16 protein-coding genes and 1 pseudogene are annotated in these 17,977 nt (G+C 58.9%); 8 read left to right on the top strand and 9 right to left on the bottom strand.

What is annotated here, in order from left to right:
- Position 1: 1 nt before the first annotated feature.
- The 5 genes and pseudogenes from P6U23_RS31700 to P6U23_RS31720 all read right to left on the bottom strand — a co-directional run bounded on the left by P6U23_RS31700 (position 2) and on the right by P6U23_RS31720 (position 6,105).
- Entirely contained in the window at positions 2 to 457 is a 456-nt protein-coding gene (locus tag P6U23_RS31700) for a (2Fe-2S)-binding protein (RefSeq protein WP_407176296.1), read from the bottom strand.
- Positions 458 to 546: 89 nt separating this feature from the next.
- Positions 547 to 1,442, bottom strand: a pseudogene (locus P6U23_RS31705) (NADP-dependent oxidoreductase).
- A 75-nt stretch (positions 1,443 to 1,517) separates the two neighbouring features.
- Positions 1,518 to 4,691 (bottom strand): efflux RND transporter permease subunit, encoded by a 3,174-nt coding sequence (locus P6U23_RS31710; protein ID WP_407176297.1) that lies wholly within the window; start codon positions 4,689 to 4,691, stop codon positions 1,518 to 1,520.
- Entirely contained in the window at positions 4,688 to 5,809 is a 1,122-nt protein-coding gene (locus P6U23_RS31715) for an efflux RND transporter periplasmic adaptor subunit (protein WP_407181653.1), read from the bottom strand. The genes P6U23_RS31710 and P6U23_RS31715 overlap by 4 nt, the downstream gene beginning before the upstream one ends.
- 146 nt (positions 5,810 to 5,955) lie before the next feature.
- Positions 5,956 to 6,105: a hypothetical protein gene (locus P6U23_RS31720; protein WP_407176298.1), complete on the bottom strand. Its 150-nt coding sequence runs from the start codon at positions 6,103 to 6,105 to the stop codon at positions 5,956 to 5,958.
- Between the two features lie 695 nt (positions 6,106 to 6,800).
- On the opposite strand from P6U23_RS31720, the gene P6U23_RS31725 reads away from it, so the two are divergent.
- Positions 6,801 to 7,841: a hypothetical protein gene (locus P6U23_RS31725; RefSeq protein ID WP_407176299.1), complete on the top strand. Its 1,041-nt coding sequence runs from the start codon at positions 6,801 to 6,803 to the stop codon at positions 7,839 to 7,841.
- 716 nt (positions 7,842 to 8,557) lie between these two features.
- On the opposite strand, the gene P6U23_RS31730 is transcribed toward P6U23_RS31725, so the two are convergent.
- Positions 8,558 to 9,037: a redoxin domain-containing protein gene (locus tag P6U23_RS31730; protein WP_407176300.1), complete on the bottom strand. Its 480-nt coding sequence runs from the start codon at positions 9,035 to 9,037 to the stop codon at positions 8,558 to 8,560.
- Between the two features lie 735 nt (positions 9,038 to 9,772).
- Here P6U23_RS31730 and P6U23_RS31735 point away from each other — a divergent pair.
- Entirely contained in the window at positions 9,773 to 10,189 is a 417-nt protein-coding gene (locus P6U23_RS31735) for a cupin domain-containing protein (protein WP_407176301.1), read from the top strand.
- A gap of 501 nt (positions 10,190 to 10,690) precedes the next feature.
- Here P6U23_RS31735 and P6U23_RS31740 read toward each other — a convergent pair.
- Positions 10,691 to 11,164, bottom strand: coding sequence for a cytochrome b (locus tag P6U23_RS31740; RefSeq protein ID WP_407176302.1), 474 nt, complete (start codon positions 11,162 to 11,164; stop codon positions 10,691 to 10,693).
- A 65-nt stretch (positions 11,165 to 11,229) separates the two neighbouring features.
- Complete coding sequence (locus P6U23_RS31745; protein WP_407176303.1) at positions 11,230 to 11,520, bottom strand: hypothetical protein; 291 nt, start codon at positions 11,518 to 11,520, stop codon at positions 11,230 to 11,232.
- Positions 11,521 to 12,136: 616 nt separating this feature from the next.
- Between P6U23_RS31745 and P6U23_RS31750 the strand changes: the two genes are divergently transcribed.
- The 6 genes from P6U23_RS31750 to hemC all read left to right on the top strand — a co-directional run bounded on the left by P6U23_RS31750 (position 12,137) and on the right by hemC (position 17,365).
- Complete coding sequence (locus P6U23_RS31750) at positions 12,137 to 12,376, top strand: hypothetical protein (RefSeq protein ID WP_407176304.1); 240 nt, start codon at positions 12,137 to 12,139, stop codon at positions 12,374 to 12,376.
- A 24-nt stretch (positions 12,377 to 12,400) separates the two neighbouring features.
- The gene (locus P6U23_RS31755) at positions 12,401 to 13,798 is read left to right on the top strand and encodes a cbb3-type cytochrome c oxidase subunit I (protein WP_407181654.1); all 1,398 of its coding nucleotides are present in this window, start codon (positions 12,401 to 12,403) and stop codon (positions 13,796 to 13,798) included.
- Positions 13,795 to 15,123 (top strand): c-type cytochrome, encoded by a 1,329-nt coding sequence (locus tag P6U23_RS31760; protein WP_407176305.1) that lies wholly within the window; start codon positions 13,795 to 13,797, stop codon positions 15,121 to 15,123. The genes P6U23_RS31755 and P6U23_RS31760 overlap by 4 nt, the downstream gene beginning before the upstream one ends.
- A 9-nt stretch (positions 15,124 to 15,132) precedes the next feature.
- Entirely contained in the window at positions 15,133 to 15,375 is a 243-nt protein-coding gene (locus P6U23_RS31765; RefSeq protein ID WP_128956830.1) for a hypothetical protein, read from the top strand.
- A 4-nt stretch (positions 15,376 to 15,379) separates the two neighbouring features.
- Positions 15,380 to 15,835 carry a cytochrome C gene (locus tag P6U23_RS31770; protein ID WP_407176306.1) on the top strand — a complete coding sequence of 152 codons (456 nt, stop codon included), beginning with the start codon at positions 15,380 to 15,382 and terminating at the stop codon, positions 15,833 to 15,835.
- Between the two features lie 594 nt (positions 15,836 to 16,429).
- Positions 16,430 to 17,365 carry a hydroxymethylbilane synthase gene (gene hemC / locus P6U23_RS31775; RefSeq protein ID WP_407176307.1) on the top strand — a complete coding sequence of 312 codons (936 nt, stop codon included), beginning with the start codon at positions 16,430 to 16,432 and terminating at the stop codon, positions 17,363 to 17,365.
- A gap of 291 nt (positions 17,366 to 17,656) precedes the next feature.
- On the opposite strand, the gene P6U23_RS31780 is transcribed toward hemC, so the two are convergent.
- On the bottom strand, positions 17,657 to 17,977 hold the full coding sequence (locus P6U23_RS31780) for a DUF6894 family protein (RefSeq protein ID WP_407176308.1): 321 nt from the start codon (positions 17,975 to 17,977) through the stop codon (positions 17,657 to 17,659).

The following is a 17,977-nucleotide window of genomic DNA, read 5'->3' on the forward strand; positions in this document are numbered from 1 at the left end:
CTCAAACTCCCGCAGCGTGCCTTATCGCAGCCCGGATGCGCTGATAGGTGCCGCATCGGCAGACGTTTCCCGACATGGCGGCGTCAATGTCGTTATTCGTCGGCTTCGGCGTATCCTTCAGGAGCGCAGCCGCCGACATGATCTGGCCGGACTGACAGTAGCCGCACTGCGCCACCTCCAACTCCACCCATGCCTTATGTAAGGCCGCACCCTGCGGCGCCTGGCCGATCGCCTCGATCGTGGTGACCGCGCTGTCGCCAACGCTGTCGACGAGTGTTTGGCAGGAGCGGACCGGCTGGCCGTCGACATGCACGGTGCAGGCGCCGCACAGCGCCTGGCCGCAGCCGAACTTGGTCCCGGTCATACCGAGCACATCGCGGAGCACCCACAGCAGCGGGGTGTCGCCGTCGACATCGACCTCATGGGGTGTGCCGTTGATCTTTAACGTGAAAACCATGGATACCTCGTGGTGGCTAGGGCTGATACGACGCAGGCGGTCGACCCGGACCGCGTCGGCCGACTGCATGCATCAAGGGGCACGGGTCCCTACTGACGAACGCGGATGATAGTCTTCCCCTTGCGTCGCTCGGTCCGGTTGAAAGAAGCGACGGCATCGTCGAGGGTCGCGATGTTGCCGATGTTCGTCCGCAGTCGCCCGTCCCGTACTCGCTGGACGATCTCACGCAGCTGGGCACGATCGGACTCGACGACGAAATCGACCGCCAGGCCGTTGGCGGGCCGTTCCTCGCTTGGCCCGACGATTGAAACAAGCGTTCCTCCGGCTCGAACAAGCCGCGCCGACCGCTTTCCGATGTCGCCGCCGAAGACATCGAAAACCAGATCGACTTGGCCGACGTCTTCCAAAACATCGTTATCGAGGTCGACGAACTCCTGAGCGCCGAAGTCGAGCGCCTTCTGACGGTCGGCAGCGCGTCCGGTGCCGATGACGTAGGCGCCGGCCTCTCGCGCGAGCTGAGTCACCATCGAACCGACTACGCCAGCCGCGCCGTGCGCCAGGACGCTCTGCCCCGCCTGAAGGCGGCCGTGCTCGAACAGTCCCTGCCACGCGGTCAGGCCCGGCATCGGCAGGCTCGCGCCCACGGTGAAATCGACGTCGCCCGGGAGCGCCGCGAGGTTGCGCGCCTCGACCGCGACATACTCAGCCAGTGTGCCGTCGCGATACCAGTCCGTGAGGCCGAACACCCGCTGTCCCACTCGAGCGCGGTGACCACTCCGGCCAACTCGTGCCCAGGGATCGACGGTGTTCGGTCATGATCGAGGCGATCGGTCCAGGTCGGGGGCCACGTCAGCTCATCCCACGTGAAACCCGACGCACGAACCTGAACGACGACGTCATTTATCGCTGCCTGTGGCTCGGGCTGCTCCACCAGCTTCATAGCGGCCGTTCCCGTAGCCCGGTCCATCACAATGATCGCCTTCATGGGAATTCTCTCCTCGGTCATTTGCCTCTTCGGCAGCGGCTGTTCTGGCTTCATCTCGATCGGCGTAACCGCAACTCACTCCGCCGCGGCGGCCATTGCGTGGGTCGGCTTGCGCTCATCCTTTCCTTCCGCGAGGTTGCGCACGACCATGTAGAAGATCGGCGTGAAAATTAGGCCGAACAACGTAACTCCGAGCATACCGAAGAACACGGCGACGCCGACGGCCTGGCGCATCTCCGATCCCGGACCGGTGGAGACGACGAGCGGCAGCACGCCGAGGATGAAGGCGAACGAGGTCATCAAGATCGGCCGTAGTCGCAACCGGCAGGCCTCGATCACCGCCTCCAGGCGCGGTTTGCCTTCAAGCTCGATGTCCCGCGCGAACTCGACGATCAGGATCGCGTTTTTGGCCGCAAGTCCCACCAGCACCACGAAGCCGATCTGGGTCAGGATGTTAATGTCCTCGCCCATGATGCGCACGCCGATGGTGGCCGCGAAAAGGCACATCGGCACGATCAGGATCACCGCGAGTGGCAGGGTCCAGCTACCGTACTGTGCCGCGAGGACCAGATAGACGAACAGCACGCAGATCGGGAACACATACAGTCCGGCATTGCCACCCGTCACCTGTTGATAGGACAGATCGGTCCATTCGAAAGAAAAGCCGCTCGGTAATGTTTTGTCGGCCAATTGCTTGATGGTGTTGAGCGCTGTCTTCGAGCTCACGCCCGGTGCCGGCTCGCCCTGCAGCTCGGATGCTGAGTAGAGATTGTAGCGCGCGACACGATCGGGCCCGGAGATATCCTTGAAGTCCACTACGCTCCCCAGCATAACCATGTCACCGGCCGCGTTGCGGGTACGCAGCCGCGCCAAATCAGAGGCCTCTCTTCGGAATGGCAGATCGGCCTGCGCGGTGACATGATAGGTGCGCCCAAACAGGTTGAAATCGTTGACATAGGTCGAACCGAAGTAGGTTTGGATCGTGTCGTTAATGCTGGCGATGGGAACACCGAGCTTCTGCGCCCTCACGCGATCGATGTCGACGAATAGCTGCGGCGTATTCGCCGTGAACGGCGAGAACACCGACGTTAGGCTTGGCGACTTCCGCGCGGTGGCCACGAGCTCGTCCGTGGCAGCTCCGAGCAGCTCGGGACCGCGCCCCTGTCGATCCTGAATGCGGATGGCGAAGCCGCCGCCGGTGCCGATGCCTGGCACCGCAGGCGGTGGAATGACGATGATGAAGGCGCCCTGGATCGCCGACAGCCGCTTTCGCAGATCAGCAGTGATCACGCTGGCAGTCAGGCCCTTCTTAACTCGCGCCTCGGGGTCGTCGAAGACGGGGAACAGTGCCGCGGCGTTGCCCGCCTGCGTGCGGGTCGCGCCGGAGAAGCCAGCAAACGCCGCGACACGGATGATCCCTGGCGTATCCAGCGCAATTCGCTCGATTTCCCGCACCGCCGCGGTGGTCCGCACCAGCGACGCGGCGCCCGGCAATTGCACCGAGATGATCAGGTAACCACGATCCTGCGCCGGGATGAAGCCCTGAGAAGTGGTGGCGAGCAGCCAGCCAGCACCGCCGATCAGCGCGAGGTAGATTGCCAGCATCACCACCGTGTGTCGGATCACGAAGGCGGCGGCGGCCGCGTAGCCGTGCGATAGGCGATCGAAGATGCAATTGAAAAGCGCCGTGAAGCCGTCCCAACCACGTGCAACGATGTTCCAGCGCGCCGTTGGACGTTTCTGCTCATGCGGAGTAAGAATCCGCGAGGCCAGTGCTGGCGACAGCGTTAGCGAACAGAAGCAAGAGATCGCGGTCGCGACCGCGATTGTGACGGCGAATTGCTGGAAGAATCGCCCGGAAATGCCGCCGAGGAACGCGGTCGGCACGAACACCGCGCAGAGCACAAGGGCGATCGAGACCAGCGCGCCGCCGACCTCCTCCATCGTCTTGAGAGCCGCCTCGCGCCGGCTCATACCTGCCTGGAGATGTCGCTCGACATTCTCCACAACCACGATGGCGTCGTCTACCACGATGCCGACCGCAAGTACGAGGCCAAACAGCGTAAGGTTATTGATGCCGAATCCGAGCGCAGCCATCGCTGCAAATGTACCGACCAGCGACACCGGGATCGCGACAATTGGGATGATCGCAGGCCGCCAACCTTGAAGGAACGCCAGCACCACGATGACCACGAGCGCCATCGCCTCGTAAATCGTCTTGATCAGCTCGTGCACCGATTGGGCGATGAACTCGGTGGGGTTGTAGCCGATATTGTAGTCGAGCCCCTTTGGGAAGCTCGTCTTGAGCTGCGCCATCGTGTCGGAGATATGTTTCGCGGTGGCGAGCGCGTTCGATCCGGGCCGCTGCGTCACCACCATCGCAACGGCTGACTTTCGTAGTATGAAGCTGTTGGTGGTGTAGGCCAGCGCGCCAAGCTCGATGCGCGCAACGTCACGCAGCCGTACGACACGGCCGTCGGGGCCAGCCTTCACAACGATGCCCTCGAACTGCCTGATATCTTTGAGGCGGCCAGTGAAGACGAGGTTCGGTTGGAATGCGCGATCCGCAATCGGTGGCTCTGCGATCTGGCCGCCGGCGATCTGCAGGTTTTGGGCCCGGACCGCGGCAATGACGTCGCTTGAGGTCATGCCGAGATTGGCGATCCGGTCAGGATCGAGCCACAACCGCATCGAATAGTCGCGCGCGCCAAACATCTGGATGTCGCCAATGCCATCGAGCCGCAGAAGCTGGTCGCGCACCTGCAACAGCGTGTAATTCGATATGTAGAGCTGGTCGAAGCTATCGTCGGGCGACAGCATGAACACGACCATCAGGATGTCGGGTGAGTTCTTACGGGTGACTACTCCGTTGCGCTGCACCTCCTCCGGCAGCCGCGGCTGCGCGATCGCGACGCGGTTCTGCACCAGGACTTGGGCCTTGTCGAGATCGGTGCCAAGCTTGAAAGTCACGGTTATCGTGAGCTGGCCGTTGGAGGTCGCCTGGCTGTACAAGTACAGCATGTCCTCGACCCCATTGATCTCCTGCTCGATGGGAGCTGCGACGGTGTCGGACACAGTCTGTGCCGAGGCGCCGGGATATTGCGTGGTGACTGTAACCGTAGGCGGCACTACCTGCGGATATTCAGAGACGGGCAGTGTCTGGTACGCGATCGCGCCCACAATCAAGAGCACGATCGACAGCACCATCGCCAGAATGGGCTGATTGACGGAAAGACGTCCGAGATTCATGACTTACCGCCGCTGATCTCGGCGCTGCGCGGGCTCACCTTAGCGCCAACGCGTGCTCGCTGGAGGCCGTCGATGATGACACGATCCTCCGGCTTCAGCCCTGTGCGAACAACGCGCAGTCCCTGATCCAACGGACCGAGTTCGACCGCACGCGCTTCCACAGTGTTGTCATCCTTGACCACGAACACGATCTTGCGCGACTGATCGGTCGCGATCGCTACATCTGGCAAAAGAAGCGCCTCATAGGGCGAGGAGCCAATCAGCCGCACGCGGCCGAACTGGCCGGGCAGGATGGATAGGTCGTGGTTCGGGACGATCGCGCGGCTGCGAAGCGTGCCGGTGGAAACATCGAGCCGGTTGTCGATGAAATCCATATGGCCGTCGTGCGATGGTTTGGTCTCGCCGGTCAGCGCCACCTGCACTGGATTAGGCGTATCGCGTGAGCTCGGCCGCTTACCCTCGAACCACAGTTTGTTGTTCTTAAGATAGGTCGCCTCGTCAACGTCGAAATATACGTACATTGGGTCCATTGAAACAATCGTGGTAAGTAGCGTCGAGCCGCCATTATCGCTCCCCTGCACGAGGTTGCCGGCGCTCACGAAATGGCGGCTGACCCGGCCGGTTATCGGTGCCACCACATGCGTGAATTCGACATTAAGCTGGGCGGCCTTTAGCGCGCCTTCGGCGATAGTCTCAGCGGCGTGAGCGGCCTCCAAGGCCTCGCGACGCTGGTCGACGACTTGCTCGGAGACAGCACTGGTCTTTACGAGGGTGAGCCCGCGCTCAAGCTCGCGCTTGGCCAGCTCTGTCTTGGCGCGGGCATCGGCGAGCTGACCGTCCGCTTGGGTCGCCACCGCCTCGAACGGGCGAGGGTCGATGATGTAGAGCAGATCGCCGGCGTGCACCATATCGCCGTCTTTGAACTCGACACTGGTGACAAAACCACCGACGCGAGCACGGATTTGCACCTCCTGGATCGCTTCAAATCGGCCGGTGAACTCGTCCCAGTCGGTGACGGTCCGTTTGACCGGTTGTGCCACCGTCACCGACGGCGGAGGCGCGGCGACCTGCAACTGCGGCTTCTCATTGCAGCCAGCGAGCGCAAGCGCAAACAGCATACAGATCGATGCGCCGACGCATCGGCGAAAGCGACGAAACAGACGTCGGATGAACCGGATCGCCACAGCCATTTTGTGAGCCGCACTCACTTCCGACTCTCCCAAACGACCTAGAACGCCGCATTTACTGAGACAGGTCGACACTATCATCCTGCCGCCACGCGAAGTTTGCGGTCATGTTCGATCGATACAAATGCAATTACCGCAGGAACGGCAGCAATGTCTTGGAAGCAGATAACTTGGCTGACGGCACCGCCAAGAGACGCGACAGCCTCAATTGCGCCGCTGCATTGCATGTCGACTCTCCAATAGCATCGTGTTCCGCGTGTCGGTTCAACGTTGAAAGTTGCGGTACGAATATGCTTTAGAGAGTGACCCTGCAGCACGGCGAAGGGAAATTACAATTCGCCATGGACTTGATAAACGATTGTTATTGCTGCTTTCCGATTGGCATGATTACGTAGTCGGAATGAACGACCACATTGCACACTGAGCCCAGCGCTTCTTTTCAGCAGAGACATCTGAGATGCGTTGAGTCGCTGAATCCACAATGAACGCCGTCGCGACACGCACACCGTTGCCACTACTTAGGTCGCGAGCCCGGCGAGACGCTCATCAGTAACCTGACGAGCGGCACGCACTACGAACAGAAAGGTCAGCCATTCATGACGCGCATGAATAACTCAAATACATTTTGCCGGTTAGCAGCTCATCGGCGAATTGCGCATCTTTCGTGCTAGGATCCGCCGTTCTATCGGGACATTACTTGCCTTCGGCGGAAGCTTCGACCGACGCTACCTTCCGCTCTTGCTATGAAACCGGTCCAACATTTAAATAGCTCAATGAAGACGGTGATTGCTCGAAAGAGATACTTCGCCCAGCAATGAACGATTGATCGGAACCGATGCACGACGCAAGACAATCCTCGAAGGCCAGCCCCGTCTCGAGGTCGTCTCGTACCCGGTTTCTTAACCGCGACTCTGTAGGGTTGATGATGGACGCAATTGTTCGCGAGCAACATCGCAGGAGACGTCTCGAGAAGCGCTATAGCTATGTCGCCGTTGCGCCGGCGGCGGCGGCGATTTGTTATCCATTTCTGCTCAAAGCTTTTCATGCTATCGTCGGCACGCAAGCCGTAAGCCTGCCACCCTTCGCAATCGCCTGCGCGACCTGTGTTTTGATTGTTGCGTTCGTGGTGCCGTTCCTCGGGATCGCTCTGGCTTGTCGACCATCGTCCGATTCTGGTTCAAGACGCCTCGCCTATGCGAGCGTTGTGTCGCCGACGCTCTATGTGTTTCTCGGCGTTGTGCAAGCCCTAATCAAGAGCCCTATTCCCGATGAGGTCATCTGGTGCGCGATCTGGCTCGCAATCGCGAAATGGTCGCAGTCTGCACGAGGTCCGGTTGAATCAGCTGAGCTAGTGGTCGGAGGTTGGCGGGTTGTCCACGGAGTAACGGCCGTGGTCCTGAGCCTATATGTGGTGTTTCATCTCGCGAACCATCTTTTCGGCTTGATAGGTCCTGATGCGCACGCCGCAGTGATGAAGATCGGACGCGTGGTTTATCGCTCTGCCGTAGGTGAACCCTTGTTGGTTGCAACCATGCTTTTCCAGATAGGGACCGGCCTCCTTCTGGCGTGGCGCTGGAGCGCCTCGGCGCATGACTTCCAGAGGACCTATCAGGTCGCTTCGGGCGCCTATCTCTCAGTCTTCATTCTCGGCCACATGAATTCGGTCTTCGTCTACGCACGAAGCTTTCTCGGCATACCCACGGATTGGAACTTCGCGATCGGAGCTCCGACTGGGCTCATTCATGACGCTTGGAATATCCGTCTGCTCCCTCACTACGCTCTCGGCGTCTTCTTTGTCCTGAGCCACCTCGCTTCAGGATTAAGGGTGGTGCTGATCGCACACGGTGTCGATCAACGTACGGCCGGTCGACTTTGGGGTGTCTGCATCGGTATAAGCGCCGTCGTAGCGTCAGCGATAATCGCGGGAATGTCTGGAATCAGAATCGGTGCATTCGCTTCGTGAGTTTCGACCGCAAAATTGCCTGGCATACGCCTTTTTGGGCAAGGCTCGTGGATACTTAATTCTGCTTTTCTATCGAAGCTCCAAGAGAACCACACGTCTCATAGTGCGGCGCTGCCAAGCGATGACTACGATGCGGCGACCGCCGATGGGGACCTGGCGGGGAAGTCCCGACCCGCTTCCGTCTACGCTCCATCGCCCAGGTCAGCGGCTCTTGCGGTGCTACATCTACCCTATAACCAATCCAAGGGGTGCAGTCTGAAACGCATCTATTATGCCGCCGGTCTAACTATTTTTGTTCTCGCGCCGTTCGCCTGCGCGTTCGCTCCAACACTGCCGATGCTGATGAGACGTAGCGGGACCGCAAGTGGGATGAATGCTGCGGCTCGCTACGTCGGGTGGTCGCTGGGTTTCGCCTTTGGTTTCGCTGACCTTCGGCTTAGGCGGAGATCATAGCGCGACCTTTTGCTTGGTTGCAGGAATGACCTTCGCCCTGATGGGAGCTGCTACCAGCAGCGTTCGCCAACTCAGATAGCTTCCAAAAACCGGAATGTCAGCACTTCGTCGAAAGTGTTGCGGTATCTGACTGGGTGAGCCGCTGTTCGTGGCAGACCCTAACCACTCACGCAAAACATTCCTGAACCATGTCCCTGGCCAAGCGCCGTCCAGACACCTGCGCCATCCATCGATCTCCCAGCTAATCTCCCACTGCCTGCTTTTCAATTTTCGGTCAAAGATTTGAGGTGGCGGACAAAACCGAGCACATCGTCGGGCATCAGACGGCCGATCGCGCGGGTCGAATAGACGGCCGTCACCACTTGGCCTTCGGGGTTCAGGACGAAGCCGGTTGCCTGGAGACAGACGGGATCGTCATTAACGAAGGCGCCGGTCACCGCGGAAACCGCTCGCGCGTCAGCACCGTAAGCGACGGGGAAACCGATTTTGTGCTTTTCGACGAGCATCTCCGACTTTTCCCGGTCGTCTACCGATACCGAGACGACCTTGATGCCTTCACCGACGAATTTGTCTGCCGCTCGCGCGAAAGCGGCGAGCTGAGCGTTGCAGTACGGGCACCAGGAGCCACGATGGAATAAAACCACGCCGAACCAACCTGCAAGATCGGCAGGCAGGCTGATTTTTTCGCCCCCGACGCGAGCGAAGGTAAGAGATGGAAAGATGTCGCCGTTTTGCAGCATCATAATCGGCCTCACTGTTTGAACCGCAAGGCGCTCAAACCGCCCGCGGCTTCCTCAAGAACGGCCCCGCATCCGGTGACCAGGTCTCTTCGCTGATTCCATCTCCGGAAGGCGCGCCAATTCGATGAGGTCGTTGCTTCGCATTATCGAGCCGCCTAGCTTCTTAAGCCGACATTGTATGTCTGTCGCAGGATCGAATTATACGACGTTAGCTCGGAGATTGACCAAGGACGTGGGCAACGCAAAATTGATTGTCGCCATAAAATCAATAAACGATAGTTATGGTCACTCGCGCAATGCGTCGCCGAGCCAGATGCCAGTGGCCGCGTCTGCAGAAACTCGGCGCCTCGGCAATCGATCAGCGTCCCAGCCTGCGGGAAACGGCCGCCTATCCACTCCAGAACTGACATCGCATGGCGCCAATAACGTCATGTGTGGCGTTGACGTGGCACACCTAATTCTCCAGGTGCGTGCGGCACGCGGGCTCCTCTCGCGTCGGACCTCATCAGCACAATGGACGCGTTGGAATGGAAACCATAACAGTCAGACATTTTCCCGTGAGGTGACCTCAGCTTAGCATCGCTCAAGCGAGCCTAACGTTCCACCACGAGCTTCAGATAACATTTGAAATAGCCAGCCTCGTGACGACCTCTTCCCGCCCGTTATTACGGATACGATCGTGATTTTCCTATCGAGGATCATCATCTTTCCGACTTGTTGCTCAAAAGGACAAAGCCCATGAAGATCCGAACCATTATCGTCCTCAGCGCCGCTCTCGCCTTCTCGATGACCGGCCCTATTTGCGCCCATGATACCGGGGCGGAAACCGTCACGAAGAAATTCGAGGCCGCTATTCCCAATATCCCTGGCAAGTCGCTGATTGCTGTGGAAGTCGATTACGCACCGGGCGCGGCCTCTCCGCCCCACACCCACGCGAAATCGGCTTTTATCTATGCGTATGTGATCTCAGGCGCGATCGAGTCGAAGGTAAATGATAGCGAGACGCGCATCTATCGGACCGGCGAGAGCTGGTCTGAATCTCCGGGTTCGCACCACTCGATCAGCCGCAACGCGAGCAAGACCGAGCCGGCGACGCTGCTCGCCCTGTTCGTCCTTGACACCAATGACAGCCCGCTGACCACTCCTACCAACTGACGCTTCCGACCCAGTGAGCAACTAACGTCCTCAAGGAGCTTACGATAGACGAGTACAATGCGTTCACTCGGTCACCGGGCCTGCATCGCATCGAACGGATCTTAGCCACGCTCGCTAGCACATTCCACGACAAACCAACTGCCCGCGCCGTCGACTGTTTGCGGCAGGATCGGTAACCCCAACGCAGATCTTCACGTGCTACGATTGCGCAAACTACTTGCGCGACGTCGGAACAAACGCGCCTCAATGTCGCTAGACTTGTTTGGGTAATCGGCAATTCGGCGACTCAAATTGCACCAGCTAACAACGGCAGTATGAGGGCGACCTCGGCTTCCTGCAGGAGGCATGGACTTTGACATCATCTACCGTATTTGTGTCGGTACGCTGTCGCAAGGAACTCCTGTCAGTTGGAGCGGCAGCGCATGAGATTCAGTGAATTTGCAAGCAAACATCGCCATTTTCAGAGGGAACACGGCTCTCCGCGGTACTCGGACTAATCATTCATGCGCCGGGAATCATCGACTGAAACACTTCATCACGCAGATAAAAGTAGTGAAAGAGGGCCGCGGCTGTATGCACGCCGGCAACCCAGAGGATGGCGTTACCTAGCGTGGCATGTATTTCCATCATCAGATGACCCAGACCATGCGCTTTCGTGATCTGCGGAGCGATGTCGACTCCGGGAAGAGTGACGGGAATCCCCTCAAGCCAGGTACCAAGCACGGCCGTTGTTGGAATCGCAATGAGGAACAAATAAAGCACGAAGTGAACGAGCAGCGCGATCAGGGTCATCCATCGCGGCATCGGCTGCTTCGCTGGCGCGCTGTCGATCAGCCTCCATATCAACCGCAGTACGACGACACTGAAAACAAAAACCCCGAGTGTCTCGTGAATCCTCCGGAGCCCGTCCGCGGAGGCGGAATAGAGCGAGTAGCCATCGCCACTGCTCAGCACATAAGCGACAACAACCAGCATGACCGTCAGCCAATGGAATAATCGGGCGCCGGCGCCGTAGCGAGAGGAAGAGCTGCGCAAAGCGATTACCTAAGTTGGAAATTCACCACCGCGGCTTCGCCTCTGGCTCCGGGCAGCGTCACCCTGAAGGTGATTTCGACGAGCTGTTCAGGAAAGGCCAGTCTCGCCACACCGACCAGGTTGCTGGCGCATCGAGGCGTGCCGCACGCCTCCCTGCGCACGTTGCCCGCCGCGGCGAATGCGGCGACGACGAGGACATGAAGCCTCTGCTGAACGGCGGTGTCCAACGTTGCTCCGAAGCGCACTGAACTCTTGACGGCATTGGCGTCGGTCGCCCGCATCTGTCGTTCCATCATCGAGATCTCCGCGAGGCGACCGAATTCATCGAGAAGCAGGCGCTATCAGGTTGCGATTTTCGTGCCGGCTGAGTTGGCCCGAGACAAGGGTCGCATCACCGACCTCAAATTGTTGTCTTTCATATTGACCCTCGTTGCTTTTCACGCTGGTCGCGTCTCGTTGGCGGCATTTAGTATTTGAATGACGATAGTTGAAGAATGACCATGCAACTGCGCCGAGTGAAATCACCTTTCGCCATAGAGTCGATAGACGATCGTTATTGCAGCCTCCGCGGTGTGACGACGCCATAGCGTGGAATGCCTGCTGTCGCATATCCAAGCCACTGGCGCTCGCGCCTTTGGACAAATCGAGTTTTGCTCGTTCCATAGCGACTCCCGCTTTCCCGTGTCGCAACCTAGGCGATCAGCGTAGGGCGACCTGGATCTCTAGAGATGCGGCGGGTGGCATTCCTCACTACGACGCTGTTGGTCGGCGATAACGATCGTATATCGACTCTATATCGAAAGGTGATTTCCCTTGGCGGCCTTGCAAGCTCATTCTCAAACGCGTCGTCGTACCGCAGCTTTCAAATGACGTCACCAACACGCGATCAGATCGAGAAGCCAGGAGGTCGATATGCAAAGCAACGGCGTAAACCCGGCCTCAGTAAGTGGTAAAGCCACCGATTTCGGTGAACCATGGGAAGATGGCTACCGGTACGTAACGGCGGACAGAATTGGCGAAACGATCCATGTTTCCGACCAGCTCACCTACAAAAATAAGGACAACGTGATCGCGCCGGATTCTCCCGATAAAGCCGGCCTGGTTGCAATGCCGCTGACGTCACGCTTTTGGCGCGCATCAGGGCAACGCTGAACAACGTCGTCGAGGAGACGGATGATGTCCGATAGCGCTGCAGCCATTCCACTTCGCGCGCTCCCTCCGGATGACCGTGTTTTGGCGCGAGTGCTCGCGGCGTACGTGGCGTCGGCAACAATCTGGCTTGTATTCGCCACCGCCGTGGGGCTCCTCGTCAGCTTCAAATTCGCTTACCCGGATTTCGCGACCACGCCGGCGCTCTCGTTCGGTCGGCTGCGCGCGATACACACCAGCGGAACATTTTATGCCTGGGCGAGCCAGGCGCTGATTGGGCTTGCGCTGTTTGTCGCCGCGCGCAGTTCTGGCGCAAGGCTCTACAGCGAGCGCCTCGCATGGATCAGTCTTGCGCTCCTCAATGTCGCTGCCGTGCTGGGCACGGTCACACTCGATTTCGGCTTCACCTACGGCCAGGAGTATCGCGAATGGCTGTGGTGGATTCGCGTAATCCTTGGACTCGGCTTGATCACCGCGGTCTGGAATATGATCGGCACTGTCGAGCGCCGGGATGGCGAGCATATCTATATTTCTAACTGGTATACTGCCGGGGGCACGCTGTGGACGATTGTTATGGTCGTGGTGTCGATGTTGCCCTGGTATCAGTACGGACTGGGTCAGGTCGCGGTACAGGCCTTCTTCATGCATAACGCCGTCGGACTATGGTTCACGCCTCTATCGCTCGGTGTGTCCTACTATGCGCTGCCGAAGCTCCTGAACCGGCCGATCTATTCATATTCTCTCGGCGTCTTTGCATTCTGGACCAATCTCATCTTCTATCCGATCATCGGCGCTCATCATTTTGAATTCAGTCCACTACCATGGTGGCTGCAGACTACGGCCATCGTCTTCAGTGTTGCCATGCTGGTTCCAGTGCTGAGCGGCACCGCAAACTTCCTTCTCACCTTCCGGGGGACTCACGAATGGATATATCGCTCGCCCGCGATTTTCATCCTCGTTGGCGTCTACGGCTATCTACTGGGTTCGATACAAGGCACATTCGAGGCGTTTCGCTCGCTGCAGCAGCTTTGGCATCTGACCAATTACACGGTAGGGCACTCGCACCTGACGATGTATGGCTTCGTCACTTTCGCGATCTGGGGCGGCATCTATGCGCTGTTGCCGCGCGCCACTGGCAAGTATCCCTACAACCTGACCATGGGTATACATTTCTGGCTGTCCGCCGTCGGCGTTGTCATATACGTTGCGGCGCTATCGGCCGCCGGCACCGTTCAGGGGCTCGATTGGTTTCGAGGACTCACCTTCATCCAGTCGGTCGAAGATGCCGCGCCATACTGGCTGTGGCGCTCCGTCGGCGGCTCGCTGATGTTCGCCGGCCATCTTGTCTTCGCTTTCAACGTCTGGACAATGACGTACGGTAGGTCCTGCACCGAGCTTGCGGCAGCCAAGACGGTGCCGGCATGAACAGGACATTGGCCATTTCTGGCGGTTCAACGCTGATCTACACTGGACTGGCGATTCTTATGGGCGTGCTGCCGGGGATCTGGCTGTCGAAGGTGCCACCGACGCCGGGCCTTAAGCCACTAACCCCGATTGAGGCGCGGGGTCGAGATGTCTATGTCTCCGAAGGCTGCTTCTATTGCCATACCCAGCAAGTACGCCCGCTCTCCGGAGATAAGCCGTTTGGCCGCCCGTCTGCGCCGGGCGATTATGCCTACCAGACTACGGAATTACTAGGTTCGGAGCGCACTGGTCCAGACTTGAGCAATATCGGTACGCGGCAGTCGAGTAGCATATGGCAGTACATCCATCTCTATCAACCGCGTGCAGTTGTACCGCAATCGATCATGCCGGCCTTCCCCTGGCTGTTCAGGATTGTGGACAAACTACCTCCAGGAGAGAAAGCGGTGCCATTGCCGCCCCAGTTCGCGCCAGGCGGTACCGTCATCCCCAACGACGACGGCAAGGCGCTCGTAGCCTATTTGTTGTCGCTGAAGCAGCCCCCGCTCGTTCCGACGCAGTCCCGCGCCGCGACTGAGAGTCCTTCGAGCGGGTCCCCGGGGTTTGACGCCATCAAGGGTGCCGCATTGTTCGCCGACAACTGCGCATCCTGCCATGGCGCGGAAGGCAAGGGTGTGCCGGGAACGTTTCCGCCGCTCGCCGGAGATCCGGTGGTTAACGACGCCGATCCGACGGCACATATTGGCGCTGTGCTGCACGGACTTGGTGGGCGGGTAATCAATGGCCAGAGCTATGAAGCGCAAATGCCGGCGTTTGCCGATCAATTGTCTGATCAGCAGATCGCTGACATCATCAATCACGAGCGATCCTCGTGGGGCAATCGTGGTGCCTTAATCAGTGCGGCTGATGTCGTCGCGGCCCGCGCCAACGAACCACTGCAGAAGCAGGCAACGACGCCGAAGCAGGTCTCGCCAGTAGCGCCCCCGGCACCGACGTTCGATGCTGCGGAAGGATCGAAGCTCTTCGCCGACAACTGCGGCGTCTGTCACGGCGCCGAGGGCAAAGGCGTTCCTGGCACATTTCCGCCGCTTGCAGGCGATCCAGTCGTTAATGCCGCTGACCCTGCCGAACACATCACCACCATGCTGCGCGGCCTTAGCGGTAAGGCAATCGACGGCCAGAAGTACGAAGTAGAGATGCCGCCGTTCGCTGACCGACTGTCTGATCAGCAGATCGCCGATATCATCAATCACGAGCGCACGTCATGGGGTAATCACGGGCCGTTGGTGACGCCTGCCGAGATCACGAAGCTCCGCGCTGAAAAATAGGAGGCGACGATGACCGATACGATTACCGCCTGGATTCTCTCGGCGCTTGGCTACCTCTGCACTGCGCCTTCGATCGCTGGTGGCGCTGGCGGTCCTAGTCTTGCCGGACCACTACTCGGCAACGCGCTGGTGGCGGGTGGGGCCGGGCTCGTGACACTTAGCTGCATCGTGGCGGCGGTGTGGATGCTGGTCACCCCCGGCGAACGGGATCCCGATCATCCAAAATATCGCGTCCTGCATGCCGACCGTTAGAGGAATGCAACACGTGTCCGATCCGCGCATCCGCATCTATCTCGACGAAGCGACCGATCCCGTTACCGATCAGCGGCCACCGGCGCAGATAGCGCTCGACACCAAGAGCCTTGCCGACGGCGAACACGGCCTGCGCATCGAAGCCCAGGACGCTACTGGCCAAGTCGGCGTCCGACGCCTTCGGTTCCAGGTCCACAATGGGCCCGGGATCACACTCAGCGGGCTCGGTGATGGGGCCGTCGTTCACGGTACGCTGCGCTTCATGGTCAACGCGTTTGGAGCCGAAGAACCATTCGAGCCGCACCGGGCAGAATCGCCCTCGCCAATCCCTGTTTGGGTTTGGGTGCTAAGCCTGCTGATCGTTGCTTGGACCGCCTGGTATGTCGCGACGCTTTGGAACGTTCCCGCGAACTACGCCAAAACCCCGACCTATTCCACGTCAATGAATCCATTCAAATAGCGCGCCGCTAGAAAAGCGAGCTTAACAATGAGGGGCTTCGCCCCAGCATCAAGGATCAAGCTCACATGCCACGCACCATAGTCAACAAGCACGGCTTCCCCGGCGTCAGGAAGCGGTCGGACAGTGCTAGGCGGCGAAAACCCTACTACGCCCGCATCAGCAATGGTTGCGAAAACTTCATCTATAGCAAGAACTTCGCGACGGCCGGGGAGGCCGCTGCGGAATATCAGCGAATGAGGGCTGAAAAGTCATCGCCCCTATCATCGAAGGATTACCGGTGAGCATCCTGCCCGAAGTGACCACCCCGGCGGCACCGACCCATCCGGGTTTCCGCGACTCCGAGCGAATATGCGCGTTTACGACACAGTGCGTCGAGGCGACTAGAAAGCGACGCGATCCAATCGAGCGGCATCGGCTCTTGATCATGGAGGCTCCCCCTTGGCGTGGTATAATGGCCACAGGATTTTCGATCACCGTCCTACCTTTATCGCTTCGTTATGAACACAAGTGACGGCAGCCCACATGAAGCCTTGCAAGTCGATCCCTTCGCAGCGCTAGAAATCGGCGCGCTACACAACAATCAGAGCCTTGATCATGGAAATTCGCCTCGGCACCAGGCGAAGTGATTTGGCCCGCTGGCAAGCCAGTCACGTCGCCGCTCTTATTCATGGCGTCGAGCCGGCCGCCGAGGTAAGACTCGTTTTCACAAGTTCGGTTGGCGACAGAGATCGACGGTCGTCCTTTCAACAGTTTGGCGGCATCGGAGCATTCACGAAGGAGAGCGAAAACGCGCTTACGCACAAAGAAGTTGACTTGGTCGTTCACTCTCTCAAGGATCTTCCGACCAAATTGCAGCCCGGTTTGGTATTGGCGGCCGTTCCCAAAAGAGCGGATCCTCGTGACACAATTTGTGGCGTTACATTAGATCAGCTACGACCAGGGCTGCGCGTCGGCACTGGATCAATTCGCCGCAAAGCGCAACTTCTCGCTCTTTGCAGTGGTCTGGATGTTCGACCCATCCGTGGAAACGTTTTTCCAAGGCTTTGTAAGGCAAAGAACCGAGAGGGAATAGAAGCTACTCTATTGGCAGCGGCAGGGTTGTCACGGCTAGGATTGCTACATGAGGCCTCACAGATTCTAGATTCGAATGTTTTCCCGTATGCAGTCGGCCAAGGCGCCCTCGCGGTCGAAGCTCGCGAAGAAGATACGGCACTCATAGCACTGCTTCAAAAGATTCAAGATCGGAATTCGCGCACCGAAGTAGACGCAGAGCGCGCATTGATGAGAAGTCTCGATGCGGGTTGCAGCTTACCGCTCGGGGTTTCTGTCAGATGGGCCGGCGGGACATTAACGCTTCGAGGACAGGTGACTCATCCAGATGGCCACACGAAGATTGCTGATGAATGCGTTGGTACGGCCGATCAAGCCGACGCAATAGGCACACGTCTAGGAGACAAACTTCTTCAGCGAGGTGCGGAGGAGATATTGAAGGCTGTGCCTCGCATCATGGAAGAGCAAAGGCCAATCTGAATTCGATACCTGACGTGGCGAAGGACTTCGGGTCTTTGGACACCGCATTCGATTTCGGCGCGACCAGTTGCAAAGCCTCAAACCTGGCCCACCACCGAAACGCAAGGCTGGCGGCCGCGTTTGCTGCCCAGCGCGCGCAAGCACTCCTCCGCAATTCGTGTCGGCGCGTCAAGTCGATCTTGACCTTGCGGCGCTGACGCTGAAGATAGTCTTCGTTAGGGCACCAGCGGCCTTCTTTTCAAGTGGGACATATGCGCGTTGGTCCAAAGGATCGCTTGGAACACGGCGACCTCAATTCGGCTCTCCGAGCACGAAAGTGAAGGGCACAACGAAGAGCTCATCGCCCTGATCATCGCTGACATGCAGAACCCAGTCACGCCAATCCTCAAGGCTGCGCTCTTTGGTGAGGGACTGCACGATGCGGTTCGCATGATCCCGCGCTTGAGCAAGATCATCCACGACGGCGCCGCGGCGATCGACGAAAACCTTCTTGGTGTTCGCGCAGTGGAAATATACGTGCGTCATTTCGACTCCTTCAAATGCGACGGTTCGCCACGATAACTCTGCGTTGCTGGTGTCCTCGACGGCGGGATACCAGGAGATCTCGACCAA

It is taken from the genome of Bradyrhizobium sp. STM 3562 (assembly GCF_045571435.1).
Lineage (GTDB): Bacteria > Pseudomonadota > Alphaproteobacteria > Rhizobiales > Xanthobacteraceae > Bradyrhizobium.